We start from the raw sequence: 12830 nt of genomic DNA on the forward strand, positions 1-12830 counted from the left end.
TCATTCGACCCGGTGCCGTGGACCGTCGACGGTGGCGGACCCTGGTCACAGAGCGTTGACCCGCTGTACGAGGCGAGCCTACCGCTCATGCGTTCACTCGTTCTCTCCGTTCCGGACCGTGGTCAGCCACCCCGCCCCAACGGTGCGGACCGGGGGCGCATTCCCGGCAACCGGCAGCCCACTCCCGGCACTACTCCTCTATGGCAGCCTGAGGGATCGTCCGGGGAACCGCCCGCTGAACGGTGCAACACGGTTACCCGAACCGGGACCCGGCGCAGAAGCCGACATATGCAACGTCTAAGGTGGCGTGGTACGCGCAGGACCGCCGGGAGGCTCGTCCCGGTCCTGCGGCTCTCCATCAACCAGGGGTGTTCGTGACCGCCGTCGAAACCCGCCCAGCGGGGCTGGTCAAGGCGAACCCCGGGCAACGGCCGCTGCCGGCCCGTCTCGGGGCATTCGTCGCACTGACCAAGCCGCGGATCATCGAGCTGCTGCTGATCACCACCGTCCCGGTGATGTTCCTGGCGCAGCGCGGGGTCCCCGATCTGCTGCTGGTGCTGTACGTCGTGGTCGGCGGTTACCTGTCGGCCGGTGGCGCCAACGCCCTCAACATGTACATCGACCGCGACATCGACGCGCTGATGCACCGTACCGAGCGCCGTCCGCTGGTCACCGGGATGGTGTCGCCGCGCGAGTGCCTGGTGTTCGGGATCGCGCTGGCGGTCGCCTCCACGGCTTGGCTGGCCGCGCTGGTGAACCCGCTGTCGGCGGCGCTGTCGCTGGCGGCGCTGCTCTTCTACGTCTTCGTCTACACCCTGGGCCTGAAGCGCCGCACCTCGCAGAACATCGTCTGGGGCGGCATCGCCGGCTGCATGCCGGTCTTCATCGGCTGGGCCGCGGTCAGGGACTCGCTCGGCTGGGCGCCGGTGGTGCTGTTCCTGGTCATCTTCTTCTGGACGCCGCCGCACTACTGGCCGCTGTCGATGAAGGTGAAGGACGACTACGCCAACGCCGGCGTCCCGATGCTCCCGGTGATCGCCACCAACGAGGCCGTCGCCAAGCAGATCGTGGCGTACAGCTGGGTGATGGTCGCGGTGTCGCTGGCGCTGTGGCCGCTGGGCCACACCAGCTGGCTCTACCCGGTGTCGGCGGTGCTGCTGGGGGCCTTCTGGCTGAAGGAGGCGCACGGGCTGCTGTCCCGCGCCAAGGCCGGGGTGGTCGGCGCCAAGCTGAAGGAGATGCGGCTGTTCCACTGGTCCATCACCTATCTGACGCTGCTGTTCGTCGAGATCGCGGTCGACCCCTTCCTCAAGTAGTCGGCCTCGAGCGGTCGTCTCAAGTGGTCGGCCGCTTCGAGCAGTCGGCCAGGGATCAGCGCCCCGGTGTGCCACGCGGCACACCGGGGCGCTGTCGTGCTGCGGCCTACCCGTGGGTAGCATCAGCCGTATGAGCGAAACGACCACTCCCGCCGCCCCCTCGGCTCGTGACGAGCGCCGTGCGGCCCGCATCGCCAAGCACATCAAGGCCTTCGCGGCGGCCCACGGCGGCAGCGCCGACGGGGTCGTCGAGTACGTCGGCGTGATCTCCACCCGGATCGCCCTGGTCGGCGCGGACGGCGCCTGGGGCGACCAGGTGGCGCCCAGCGTCGCGGTGGCCGAGCGGGCGGTCGAGCTCTCCGGGATCACCGTGCACGAGTCCTTCGAGGGCGAGCTGGGCCTGAAGGTCCGCACCGGCGCCTACGAGTGGAAGCGGATGGCCGGACTGCAGCTCGGCGGGAGCCAGACCTGAGGCAGGTATGCAGAAGGGGGACGGTCCGTGATTACGGACCGTCCCCCTTCTGCATACCTGCTTGCGTCGTACCTGCCTGCGCCGTACCTGCTTGCTTCGACCGCTAGACCTGCGCCAGGCGCTCGGCCACCGCCTCGATGTTGGCCGGCCGCGGCAGCGCGCCGACCTCCGGGCGGGTGCGCAGCGACAGGTGCAGCCGCAGCACCGCCACCCAGACCAGGGCCGCGCCCAGCAGGTGCACCGCGACCAGCAGTTCAGGGGTGTGCGTGAAGTACTGCACGAAGCCGATCACGGCCTGCGACATCAGTACGAGGAAGAACTCGCGGGCCCGGCGGCGCGGTTCGGCCGGGGCGTCCACCGCCATCAGTACGAAGACCATCGCCAGCGCCAGGCCGATGGTGACCATGGCGAAGTCGGCGTGGAACTGGGTGATCTTCTCGGCGTCGAAGGGCATCCGCTTGACCGCGGCGCCGTCGCCGGAGTGCTTGCCGGTCCCGGTGGCCAGGGTGCCGGCCACGATCAGCGCCGAGGTCACCGCGATGGTCAGCCGCGACAGCTGGACCACCGGCCTGCCCACGGTGCGCACCGGTTCGCCGTCGCCCTCCCGGCTGCGCTGCCACATCGCCAGCGCGGTCAGGATCAGCACCGTCGAAGCCAGGAAGTGGCAGGCCACGATGAAGGGGTTGAGGTGCGTCAGCACCGTGATCCCGCCCAGGACCGCCTGAGCCACCGTCACCCAGAACTGCGCCCAGCCGAGCCGGGTCAGGCTGCGCCGCCAGGGACGGCCGCAGCGCGCGGCGATGATGGCCAGTCCGATCACGCCGCAGAGCACGTCGGTGAGCATCCGGTTGCCGAACTCGATGATGCCGTGGATGCCCATCGCGGGGGTGGTGGCGATGCTGCCGCCGGTACAGGTCGGCCAGGTCGGACAGCCGAGGCCGGAGCTGGTCAGCCGCACCGCGCCGCCGGTCACCACGACCAGCACGCTCATCACCAGCGTCGCGAAGGCCGCCCAGCGGATGACCCGGTCGGGGACGGTGACGCGCTCGGCGAGGAGGGAGAAGGGTGTACGCACGCCAGTCATCGTAGATTGCACGATTGAGGATCTTCCGGGCGGGTCTCCGGTGACACGCCCGGCGCTGACACGACCGCGGCCACGACCGCGGCCCGCAACGGCGGAGGTGCCGGTGCGGGCCGCGGGTCGAACAGTGGAGCGGTGATCAGCTGTGGTTGCCCGCAGCGCGGCGACGCAGCACGAAGACCGCCGCACCGCCCGCGACGACCAGCGCGCCGGCGATGCCGGCGATGGTGCCGGTGCCGTCGCTGCCGGTCTCGGCCAGGCCGGTGCCGCCGCCGGAGGTAGCACCGGCGCTGACCGCCGCGACCTCAGTGGTGGACGCCGAGGCGGACGCCGAGCCGGAGGCGGCCTCGACCGAGGACGACGCCGAAGCGCTGTCGGACGGGGTCGTGGTGGCCGAGTCGCTCGCCGACGGGCTCACCGAGGTGCCGGCAGAGGCAGAGGCAGAGGCCGAGGTGCTGGCCGAGGCCGAGGTGCTGGCGGAGGCGCTGACCGAGGTGCTGGGGGCGGCCGAGCAGGTCTTGCTGCCGCCGTTCCAGGACTTGATCAGACCGCTGTCACCGGAGAACACGCCGTTGGGGTAGTGCGGGGCGTTGTCCCCGGAGTAGACCTTGGACCCCTTGTAGAGGTCGATCTGGCCGAAGCAGCCGACGTCCGGGACCTTCACCGAGAGCTGCGCCGAGTGGCCGGCCTGCACGGTGGCGTGGGCGACGTCGACCAGCGTCTGGGTACCCGAGGTGGCCCAGGTGGCGCCCTCGGTGGCGTAGGAGGCCAGCGAGACGTCGCAGCTGCCGTGGCCGTCGGTCTTGACGGTGATCTGCACGGTGCCGGCGGCGGTCGGGACCAGCGAGTCCGAGGTGGAGATCGAGCAGTCGCCGTGGGAGCCGGTGGTGACCGACTGCGAGTGGCTGGAGCTGAAGCCGGTCTGGTGGCCGCTCCAGCCCTGGCCGGCTGCGAACGAGGTGCCCGCGGCACCGAGGCCGAGGGCAAGGGCCGCGGAGCCGGTACCGGCTATGCGCAGCAGTGTTGCGGTACGACGAGTGTGGGACACGTCTTCCCTTTACTTTCCGGTCGAGCCTGGATCAGGTGGCACGCCCGAGGGCGGCCGGCGAGGACCGGAGTGGATGCACGTTCCCCCTCTTCCCCCTCAGGAGCATCACACATGCTCAATTTTCCCTGCAGTGTTGTCAATTCACAAAAAAACAGACAATTGCCGGGGAATGCGGAGCGAACGGCGGGCAGACCGCGGAAATTGTTCCACGGCTGTTACGACCCGCCGTTGCGGCCCTTCACTCCCAGCGGAAGAACCGGGCCGCCGCGGCCAGCGCCACGACCGCCCAGGCGGCGAGGACGCCCACGTCGCCCCAGGGCATTCCGGCGCCCTGCTGCAGTACCGCGCGCAGCCCGTCCGACAGTGCGCTGATCGGCAGCGCTTCCAGCACCGGGCGCACCGCCCCGGGGAACCTGGACAGCGGCACGATCACCCCGCCGGCCAGCAGCAGCAGGATGAAGACCAGGTTGGCGGCGGCCAGGGTGGCCTCGGCCCGCAGGGTCCCGGCCATCAGAAGGCCCAGCCCGGAGAAGGCTGCGGTGCCCAGCAGCAGGAGCAGCAGCACGGCGGCGGGGTCGCCCTGCGGGTGCCAGCCCAGCAGCAGCGCGATCACCGACAGCAGGGCGACCTGCAGCACCTCGGTGACCAGCACGCTGCCGGTCTTGGCGGTCATCAGCGCCCAGCGCGGCAGCGGACTGGCGCCCAGCCGCTTGAGCACGCCGTAGCGGCGCTCGAAGCCGGTGGCGATGGCCTGCCCGGTGAAGGCGGTGGACAGCACGGCGAGGGCGAGCAGCCCCGGCGCGAGGAAGTCGACCCGCGCCCCGGGGCCGGTGGTGCTGACGATGTCGACCGCGCTGAACAGCACCAGCAGCACGCTGGGGATGACCACGGTGAGCAGCAGCTGCTCGCCGTTGCGCAGCAGCATCTTCGTCTCCAGGCCGGTCTGCGCCCTGAGCATCACGCCGATGGGCGCGGCGCCCGGCTGCGGGGCGTAACTGGTGCTGCTCATGCGCGGAGGTCCCGTCCGGTGAGTTCGATGAAGACGTCTTCGAGGGTGCGGCGGCCCACCGCCAGCTGCTCCGGCATCACCCCGGACTGGGCGCACCAGCTGGTGAGGGTGGCCAGCAACTGGGGGTCGACCGAGCCCTCGACCAGGTAGGCGCCGGGGGTGGCCTCGGCCACGGCGGTGCCGTCCGGCAGCGCCTTGAGCAGGCCGCCCAGGTCCAGGCCCGGACGGGCGCGGAAGCGCACCGTGTCGGCGGCCTCGCTGCGGCACAGTTCCTCGGGGCTGCCCTCGGCGATCACCCGGCCGCCGTCCACGATGGCCACCCGGTCGGCGAGCTGCTCGGCCTCGTCCATGTGATGGGTGGTCAGCACCAGCGTCACGCCGTCCCGGCGCAGGTCCCGGACCAGGTCCCAGGTGGCGCGGCGGGCGTGCGGGTCCAGGCCCGCCGTGGGCTCGTCCAGGAAGACCAGCTCGGGACGGCCGACCACGGCCATGGCCAGGGCGAGCCGCTGCTGCTGGCCGCCGGAGAGCCGGCGGTAGGAGGTGCGACCGCAGGAGTCCAGGCCGAGGCGGGCGGCCAGCTCGTCCACGTCCAGCGGGTGGGCGTGCAGTCTTGCCGTGTGCCGGAGCATCTCCAGGGCGCGCGCGCCGGGGTAGATGCCGCCGGACTGGAGCATCACCCCGATCCGCGGGCGCATCTGAGCGGCCTGCGCCGGGTCGCCCGGGTCCAGGCCCAGCACCCGTACGGTGCCGGCGTCGGCGCGGCGGTAGCCCTCGCAGGTCTCGATGGTGGTGGTCTTGCCCGCACCGTTGGGGCCGAGCACGGCGGTGACGCCGCCCCGGCGCACGGTGAGGTCCAGGCCGTTCACCGCCGTCTTGTCGCCGTACCGCTTGACCAGGCCGGTGACCGCGACCGCTTCGGATTGCATGGCGAAGAGTCTACGAAGCGGACGGATCGGGACCGCGCGCGGGATCGAAAGCGCAGGTCAAGTTAGGCAATCCTTAGTGATAGATCAGACAGCGGACGCTCTTGAAGAGAGTTGTCCCGACGGAATGAATTACGCAACAATGGCGTTGTGAAATACATGCGGGAGCGCGAGGAGGGACCCGAGGCAGTCGCTGATGCGACCGCCGCGGCCGTCATGCCCTCCGCCGTCTCCTCGCGGGAGCGGGTCGCCCGCTCCATTCTGGACCACGGGCCGAGCAGCGCCGCCGACCTCGCCGAGCGGCTGGGCGTCACCCAGGCGGCCGTCCGCCGTCATCTGGATTCGCTGCTCGCCGCTGGCCTGGTCGCCGCCCGCGAGCAGAAGGTCTACGGGCACCGCGGCCGCGGCCGCCCCGCCAAGGTCTTCCTGCTCACCGACTCAGGGCGGGACGCCTTCTACCAGGCCTACGACCAGTTGGCCGCCGACGCGCTGCGCTTCCTGGCCGAGGCCGCCGGCGGCGGCGAGGCGGGCCGCGAGGCGCTGGCCGCCTTCGCCCGGGCCCGGCTGGCCCGCGACGCGGACCGCTACCGCGAAGCGCTCGGCGACGGGCTCGGCGAGGGTGGGAGCGATCGTGAGCTCACCCCCACCGAGAAGCTCGCCGGGGCGCTGTCCACCGACGGGTACGCTGCCACGGTGCGGCGTGCGCCTCTCGGAGAGCAGCTCTGCCAGCACCACTGCCCGGTCGCGCACATCGCCGAGCAGTTCCCGCAGTTCTGCGAGGCCGAGACCGAGGTCTTCTCGCAGCTGCTGGGCACCCATGTGCAGCGGCTGGCCACCATCGCCCACGGCGACGGGGTCTGCACCACCTTCGTGCCCACCCCGGCCGTACCGGCCCACACGCTTTCCGTTACCGACACCAGTTCACCAGTCTCAAGTTCACCAGTCTCCGGGAGGAACCCCGAATGACCACCACCGCTCACCCGGAGCTTGAGGGCCTGGGCACCTACGAGTTCGGCTGGTCCGACTCCGACGCCGCAGGCGCGGCCGCCAAGCGCGGTCTGTCCGAGGCCGTCGTCCGCGACATCTCGGCCAAGAAGTCCGAGCCGGAGTGGATGCTGAACCTTCGCCTCAAGGGCCTGAAGCTGTTCGGCAAGAAGCCCATGCCGACCTGGGGCTCCGACCTCACCGGCATCGACTTCGACAACATCAAGTACTTCGTGCGTTCCACCGAGAAGCAGGCGGAGTCCTGGGAGGACCTGCCCGCCGACATCAAGAACACCTACGACAAGCTCGGCATCCCGGAGGCGGAGAAGCAGCGCCTGGTCGCCGGTGTCGCGGCGCAGTACGAGTCCGAGGTCGTCTACCACCAGATCCGCGAGGACCTGGAGGAGCAGGGCGTGATCTTCCTCGACACGGACACCGCGCTGAAGCAGCACCCGGAGCTGTTCCAGGAGTACTTCGGCACCGTCATCCCGGTCGGCGACAACAAGTTCGCCTCGCTGAACAGCGCGGTGTGGTCCGGCGGCTCGTTCATCTACGTGCCGAAGGGCGTGCGCGTGGACATCCCGCTGCAGGCCTACTTCCGGATCAACACCGAGAACATGGGCCAGTTCGAGCGGACGCTGATCATCGTCGACGAGGACGCCTACGTCCACTACGTCGAGGGCTGCACCGCGCCGATCTACTCCTCGGACTCGCTGCACAGCGCCGTGGTGGAGATCATCGTGAAGAAGGGCGGCCGCTGCCGCTACACGACCATCCAGAACTGGTCGAACAACGTCTACAACCTGGTGACCAAGCGGGCCGTGGCCTACGAGGGCGCGACCATGGAGTGGGTCGACGGCAACATCGGCTCCAAGGTCACCATGAAGTACCCGGCCGTCTACCTGATGGGCGAGCACGCCAAGGGCGAGACCCTGTCGATCGCCTTCGCGGGCGAGGGCCAGCACCAGGACGCCGGGGCCAAGATGGTCCACATGGCGCCCAACACCTCCTCCAACATCGTCTCCAAGTCGGTGGCGCGAGGCGGCGGCCGGACCTCCTACCGCGGTCTGATCGAGATCGGCGAGGGCTCCAAGGGCGCCAAGTCCAACGTGCTCTGCGACGCGCTGCTGGTGGACACCATCTCCCGCTCGGACACCTACCCCTATGTGGACGTCCGCGAGGACGACGTGTCCATGGGCCACGAGGCGACCGTCTCCAAGGTCAGCGAGGACCAGCTGTTCTACCTGATGAGCCGCGGTCTGACCGAGTTCGAGGCGATGGCGATGATCGTGCGCGGCTTCGTCGAGCCGATCGCCAAGGAGCTCCCGATGGAGTACGCGCTGGAGCTCAACCGGCTGATCGAGCTGCAGATGGAGGGCTCGGTCGGCTGACCGGCCGCCCCCGCTCCCTGCACACCGACGCTTCCGTACGAGAGAGAGCAGTTCTAGTAATGGCTGAGGCCACCAACACGGCCGGTGGGTCGACCACGTCGGGCTCCATCGAGGTCGGCACCGCCGGCTCCGGCGCGCAACTGGCCGGACCCGGCACCGGGCGTGACACCGTCGCCGCCGTCCAGCCCGTCGACGCCAGGCTGGACGCCGTCGACTCCTACGACGTCGCCGACTTCCCGGTGCCCACCGGGCGCGAGGAGAACTGGCGGTTCACCCCGCTGAACCGGCTGCGCGGGCTGCACGACGGCAGCGCCGAGGCGACCGACGGCGCGGTCAAGGTCGACGTCAGCGCCCCCGCCGGGGTCGTCGTCGGGGCGCTGGACCGGAGCGACCCCCGGGTCGGGAAGGCCGGCAAGCCGGTCGACCGGATCGCCGCCCAGGCGTTCAGCAGCTTCGAGAAGGCCGGTCTGGTCTCGGTCCCGCGCGACACCGTGCTGACCGAGCCGATCCGGATCACCGTGCAGGGCCAGGGCGGTACCGGGTACGGGCACCAGGTGATCGAGGTCGGCGCCTTCGCCGAGGCGCTGGTCGTCATCGAGCACACCGGCGACGCGGTGCTGGCCGCCAATGTCGAGTACCTGATCGGCGACGGCGCCAAGCTCACCGTGGTCTCGGTGCAGGACTGGGACGACACCGCCGTCCACGTCGCCCAGCACACCGCGCTGGTCGGCCGGGACGCCTCGTTCAAGTCCGTGGTGGTCACCTTCGGCGGCGACCTGGTCCGGCTGCACCCCCGGGTGGTCTACGGCGCGACCGGCGGCGAGGCCGACCTGTACGGGCTGTACTTCGCCGACGCCGGCCAGCACCTGGAGCACCGGCTCTTCATCGACCACGACACCCCGCACTGCCGCAGCAACGTCGCCTACAAGGGCGCGCTGCAGGGCAAGGACGCGCGGGCGGTCTGGATCGGCGACGTGCTGATCCGTGCCGCCGCCGAGGGCACCGACACCTACGAGCTCAACCGCAACCTGGTGCTCACCGACGGCGCGCGGGTCGACTCGGTCCCCAACCTGGAGATCGAGACCGGCGAGATCGTCGGCGCCGGACACGCCTCCGCCACCGGCCGCTTCGACGACGAGCAGCTGTTCTACCTGCAGTCCCGCGGCATCCCGGCCGACGAGGCGCGCCGCCTGGTGGTCCGCGGCTTCTTCGCCGAGCTGGTCCAGCAGATCGGCCTGCCCGAGCTGCAGGAGCGGCTGATCGAGCGGATCGACGCCGAGCTGGAGGCGACGGTCGCATGAGCTTCGTTCGAGTCGCCGCACTCAGCGAGCTGGAGGCCGACACCCCCAAGCGGGTCACCGTCGGCGAGACCCCGGTGTCGCTGGTGCGCGCCGAGGGCGAGGTGTTCGCGATCAACGACATCTGCTCGCACGCGAACGTCTCGCTGTCCGAGGGCGAGGTGGAGGACTGCTCCATCGAGTGCTGGCTGCACGGGTCCAGCTTCGACCTGCGCACCGGCAAGCCCAACGGACTGCCCGCGACCCGGCCCGTTCCCGTGTACCCCGTAAAGATCGAAGGGGACGATGTGCTCGTCTCCGTCACCCAGGAGTCCTGAGCCTCATGGCAACCCTTGAAATCACCGACCTGCACGTCACCGTCGAGACCGAGAACGGCCCCCGCGAGATCCTCAGCGGCGTGGACCTGACGGTGAAGCAGGGCGAGACCCACGCCATCATGGGCCCCAACGGCTCCGGCAAGACCACCCTCGCCTACTCCATCGCCGGCCACCCCAAGTACACCGTCACCGGTGGCACGGTCACCCTGGACGGCGAGGACGTGCTGGCCATGTCCGTGGACGAGCGCGCCCGCGCCGGCCTCTTCCTGGCCATGCAGTACCCGGTGGAGATCCCCGGCGTCTCGATCTCCAACTTCCTGCGCACCTCCGCCACCGCGGTCCGCGGCGAGGCCCCCAAGCTCCGCACCTGGGTCAAGGAGGTCAAGGAGGCCATGTCCGGCCTGCAGATGGACCCCTCCTTCGCCGAGCGCAACGTCAACGAGGGCTTCTCCGGCGGCGAGAAGAAGCGCCACGAGATCCTGCAGATGGAGCTGCTCAAGCCCAAGATCGCGATCCTCGACGAGACCGACTCGGGCCTGGACGTCGACGCGCTGCGGGTGGTCTCCGAGGGCGTCAACCGGGTCCGCGGCACCGGCGAGGTCGGCACCCTGCTGATCACCCACTACACGCGCATCCTGCGCTACATCAAGCCCGACTACGTGCACGTCTTCGCGGCGGGCAAGATCGTCAAGTCGGGCGGCCCGGAGCTCGCCGACGAGCTCGAGAACGAGGGCTACGAGAAGTACGTGAAGGGCGGCGCTGCAGCGTGATCCACACCCCTCGTCCCGGCGCCGGCACGGCGTCCGCGCTCGACACCGACGCGATCCGCAAGGACTTCCCGATCCTGCAGCGGGTGCTGCACGACGGCAAGCCCCTGGTCTACCTGGACAGCGCGGCGACCTCGCAGAAGCCCCGCCAGGTGCTCGACGCGATGAACGCCTACTACGAGCAGCACAACGCCAATGTGCACCGCGGCGTGCACACGCTGGCGGAGGAGGCCACGGCGCTGTACGAGGGCGCCCGTGACAAGGTCGCGTCCTTCATCAACGCGCCGAGCCGGGACGAGGTGATCTTCACCAAGAACGCCTCGGAGTCGCTCAACCTGGTCGCCAACATGCTGGGCTGGGCCGACGAGCCGTACCGGGTGGACGCCGACGCCGAGATCGTCATCACGGAGATGGAGCACCACTCCAACATCGTGCCGTGGCAGCTGCTGTCGCAGCGCACCGGCGCCAAGCTGAAGTGGTTCGGGCTGACCGACGACGGCCGGCTGGACCTCTCCAACATCGACGAGATCATCACCGAGAAGACCAAGGTCGTCTCGTTCGTGCTGGTCTCCAACATCCTGGGCACGGTCAACCCGGCCGAGGCCATCGTCCGGCGCGCGCAGGACGTCGGCGCGCTGGTCGTGGTGGACGCCTCGCAGGCCGCCCCGCACATGCCGCTGGACGTGCAGGCGCTGGAGGCCGACTTCGTCGCCTTCACCGGGCACAAGATGCTGGCGCCGACCGGCATCGGCGTGCTCTGGGGCCGCCAGGAGCTGCTGGAGGACCTGCCGCCGTTCCTGGGCGGCGGCGAGATGATCGAGACCGTGTCGATGAGCTCGTCCACCTACGCCCCGGCGCCGCACAAGTTCGAGGCCGGCACCCCGCCGATCTCCCAGGCCATCGGCCTGGGCGCGGCGATCGACTACCTCACCGCGATCGGCATGGAGAACATCGCCGCGCACGAGAAGGAGATCGTCGAGTACGCGGTGCGCCGGCTGCAGGAGGTCCCCGACCTGAAGATCATCGGCCCGGTCACGGCCGAGGACCGGGGCGCGGCGATCTCCTTCACCCTGGGTGACATCCACCCGCACGACGTCGGCCAGGTACTGGACGAGCAGGGCATCGCGGTCCGGGTCGGCCACCACTGCGCCCGGCCGGTCTGCCTGCGCTACGGAATTCCTGCGACCACGCGGGCGTCGTTCTATCTGTACTCCACCGAGGCGGAGGTGGACGCCCTGATCGAAGGGCTGCACACGGTCCGCGCCTTCTTCGGCTGAGAGAGGAGATGACGACGCGATGAAGATGGACTCGATGTACCAGGAGATCATCCTGGACCACTACAAGCACCCCCACGGCAAGGGCCTGCGGGACGGCGACGCCGAGGTGCACCACGTCAACCCCACCTGCGGTGACGAGATCACCCTGCGAGTGCGGCTGGACGGCAGCACCGTGGCCGACATCTCGTACGACTCGCAGGGCTGCTCGATCAGCCAGGCGAGCGCGTCCGTGCTGAACGACCTGCTGGTCGGCAAGCAGGTCGGGGAGGCGCAGCAGGTCCAGGAGGCGTTCCTGGAACTGATGCAGAGCAAGGGCCAGTCCGAGGGCGACGAGGAGCTGCTGGAGGACGCCATCGCGTTCGCCGGTGTCTCCAAGTACCCGGCGCGGGTGAAGTGCGCCCTGCTCAGTTGGATGGCCTGGAAGGACGCCACCGCGCAGGCGCTGGCCGAGGCACCTGTCAAGGAGAGCGCATGAGCGAGACCGAAGCACCGCAGGCCGAGGCGGCCGAGGCAGAGAGCACCTTCGTCGGCACCACGGCGGGCACCGTCGCCGTGGACGACCTGATGGAGGCGCTGCTGGACGTCGTCGACCCCGAACTGGGCATCGACGTGGTCAACCTGGGCCTGATCTACGGCGTCCACATCGACGAGGGCGACGTCGCCACCATCGACATGACGCTGACCTCGGCGGCCTGCCCGCTGACCGACGTCATCGAGGACCAGGCCCGCACCGCCACCGACGGCCTGGTCCAGGATCTGCGGATCAACTGGGTCTGGATGCCGCCGTGGGGCCCGGACAAGATCACCGACGACGGCCGCGACCAGCTGCGCGCGCTGGGCTTCAACGTCTGAGGCATTGTCAGGCATGGTGACGTACGACCGCCGCCCGGTTCACCTCTTTGGGGGAAGGAACCGGGCGGCGGCCTTTTGTCCGGCCGGAGCCCGCC

At 70.0% G+C, this 12830-nt stretch carries 14 protein-coding genes; 10 read left to right on the plus strand and 4 right to left on the minus strand.

Features of this window, described 5'->3' with window-relative positions:
* Positions 1 to 374 precede the first annotated feature (374 nt).
* Both TR46_RS17565 and TR46_RS17570 read left to right on the plus strand, forming a co-directional pair.
* Positions 375 to 1316, plus strand: coding sequence for a heme o synthase (locus TR46_RS17565; protein WP_042402000.1), 942 nt, complete (start codon positions 375 to 377; stop codon positions 1314 to 1316).
* A gap of 130 nt (positions 1317 to 1446) precedes the next feature.
* Entirely contained in the window at positions 1447 to 1788 is a 342-nt protein-coding gene (locus TR46_RS17570) for a hypothetical protein (RefSeq protein WP_042401697.1), read from the plus strand.
* 103 nt (positions 1789 to 1891) lie between these two features.
* Here TR46_RS17570 and TR46_RS17575 read toward each other — a convergent pair whose 3' ends face one another.
* The 4 genes from TR46_RS17575 to TR46_RS17590 form a co-directional block, all read right to left on the minus strand.
* Positions 1892 to 2872 carry a COX15/CtaA family protein gene (locus TR46_RS17575; RefSeq protein WP_042401700.1) on the minus strand — a complete coding sequence of 327 codons (981 nt, stop codon included), beginning with the start codon at positions 2870 to 2872 and terminating at the stop codon, positions 1892 to 1894.
* Between the two features lie 136 nt (positions 2873 to 3008).
* On the minus strand, positions 3009 to 3917 hold the full coding sequence (locus tag TR46_RS42375; protein ID WP_042401703.1) for an LAETG motif-containing sortase-dependent surface protein: 909 nt from the start codon (positions 3915 to 3917) through the stop codon (positions 3009 to 3011).
* A 238-nt stretch (positions 3918 to 4155) separates the two neighbouring features.
* Positions 4156 to 4926 carry an ABC transporter permease gene (locus TR46_RS17585; protein ID WP_042401706.1) on the minus strand — a complete coding sequence of 257 codons (771 nt, stop codon included), beginning with the start codon at positions 4924 to 4926 and terminating at the stop codon, positions 4156 to 4158.
* Complete coding sequence (locus TR46_RS17590; RefSeq protein WP_042401709.1) at positions 4923 to 5852, minus strand: ABC transporter ATP-binding protein; 930 nt, start codon at positions 5850 to 5852, stop codon at positions 4923 to 4925. Before TR46_RS17590 ends, TR46_RS17585 begins: the two co-directional genes overlap by 4 nt.
* A 156-nt stretch (positions 5853 to 6008) precedes the next feature.
* On the opposite strand from TR46_RS17590, the gene TR46_RS17595 reads away from it, so the two are divergent.
* The 8 genes from TR46_RS17595 (at position 6009) to TR46_RS17630 (ending at position 12735) form a co-directional block, all read left to right on the plus strand.
* Positions 6009 to 6815 (plus strand): helix-turn-helix transcriptional regulator, encoded by an 807-nt coding sequence (locus TR46_RS17595; protein ID WP_084718643.1) that lies wholly within the window; start codon positions 6009 to 6011, stop codon positions 6813 to 6815.
* Positions 6812 to 8224, plus strand: coding sequence for a Fe-S cluster assembly protein SufB (gene sufB / locus TR46_RS17600; RefSeq protein WP_042401712.1), 1413 nt, complete (start codon positions 6812 to 6814; stop codon positions 8222 to 8224). Before TR46_RS17595 ends, sufB begins: the two co-directional genes overlap by 4 nt.
* 59 nt (positions 8225 to 8283) lie before the next feature.
* Positions 8284 to 9525 carry a Fe-S cluster assembly protein SufD gene (gene sufD, locus TR46_RS17605; protein ID WP_042401715.1) on the plus strand — a complete coding sequence of 414 codons (1242 nt, stop codon included), beginning with the start codon at positions 8284 to 8286 and terminating at the stop codon, positions 9523 to 9525.
* A complete protein-coding gene (locus TR46_RS17610; protein WP_042401718.1) occupies positions 9522 to 9839 on the plus strand; it encodes a non-heme iron oxygenase ferredoxin subunit in 318 nt (105 codons plus the stop codon). The genes sufD and TR46_RS17610 overlap by 4 nt, the downstream gene beginning before the upstream one ends.
* A 5-nt stretch (positions 9840 to 9844) precedes the next feature.
* Positions 9845 to 10609, plus strand: a complete 765-nt coding sequence (gene sufC / locus TR46_RS17615; protein ID WP_042401721.1) for a Fe-S cluster assembly ATPase SufC — start codon at positions 9845 to 9847, stop codon at positions 10607 to 10609.
* Positions 10609 to 11883, plus strand: coding sequence for a cysteine desulfurase (locus TR46_RS17620; protein ID WP_042402005.1), 1275 nt, complete (start codon positions 10609 to 10611; stop codon positions 11881 to 11883). Before sufC ends, TR46_RS17620 begins: the two co-directional genes overlap by 1 nt.
* Before the next feature lie 19 nt (positions 11884 to 11902).
* Complete coding sequence (gene sufU / locus TR46_RS17625; protein ID WP_042401725.1) at positions 11903 to 12358, plus strand: Fe-S cluster assembly sulfur transfer protein SufU; 456 nt, start codon at positions 11903 to 11905, stop codon at positions 12356 to 12358.
* Between the two features lie 89 nt (positions 12359 to 12447).
* Positions 12448 to 12735, plus strand: coding sequence for a metal-sulfur cluster assembly factor (locus TR46_RS17630; RefSeq protein WP_042402008.1), 288 nt, complete (start codon positions 12448 to 12450; stop codon positions 12733 to 12735).
* Positions 12736 to 12830 lie beyond the last annotated feature (95 nt).

This window comes from Streptacidiphilus carbonis (assembly GCF_000787775.1).
GTDB lineage: Bacteria > Actinomycetota > Actinomycetes > Streptomycetales > Streptomycetaceae > Streptacidiphilus > Streptacidiphilus carbonis.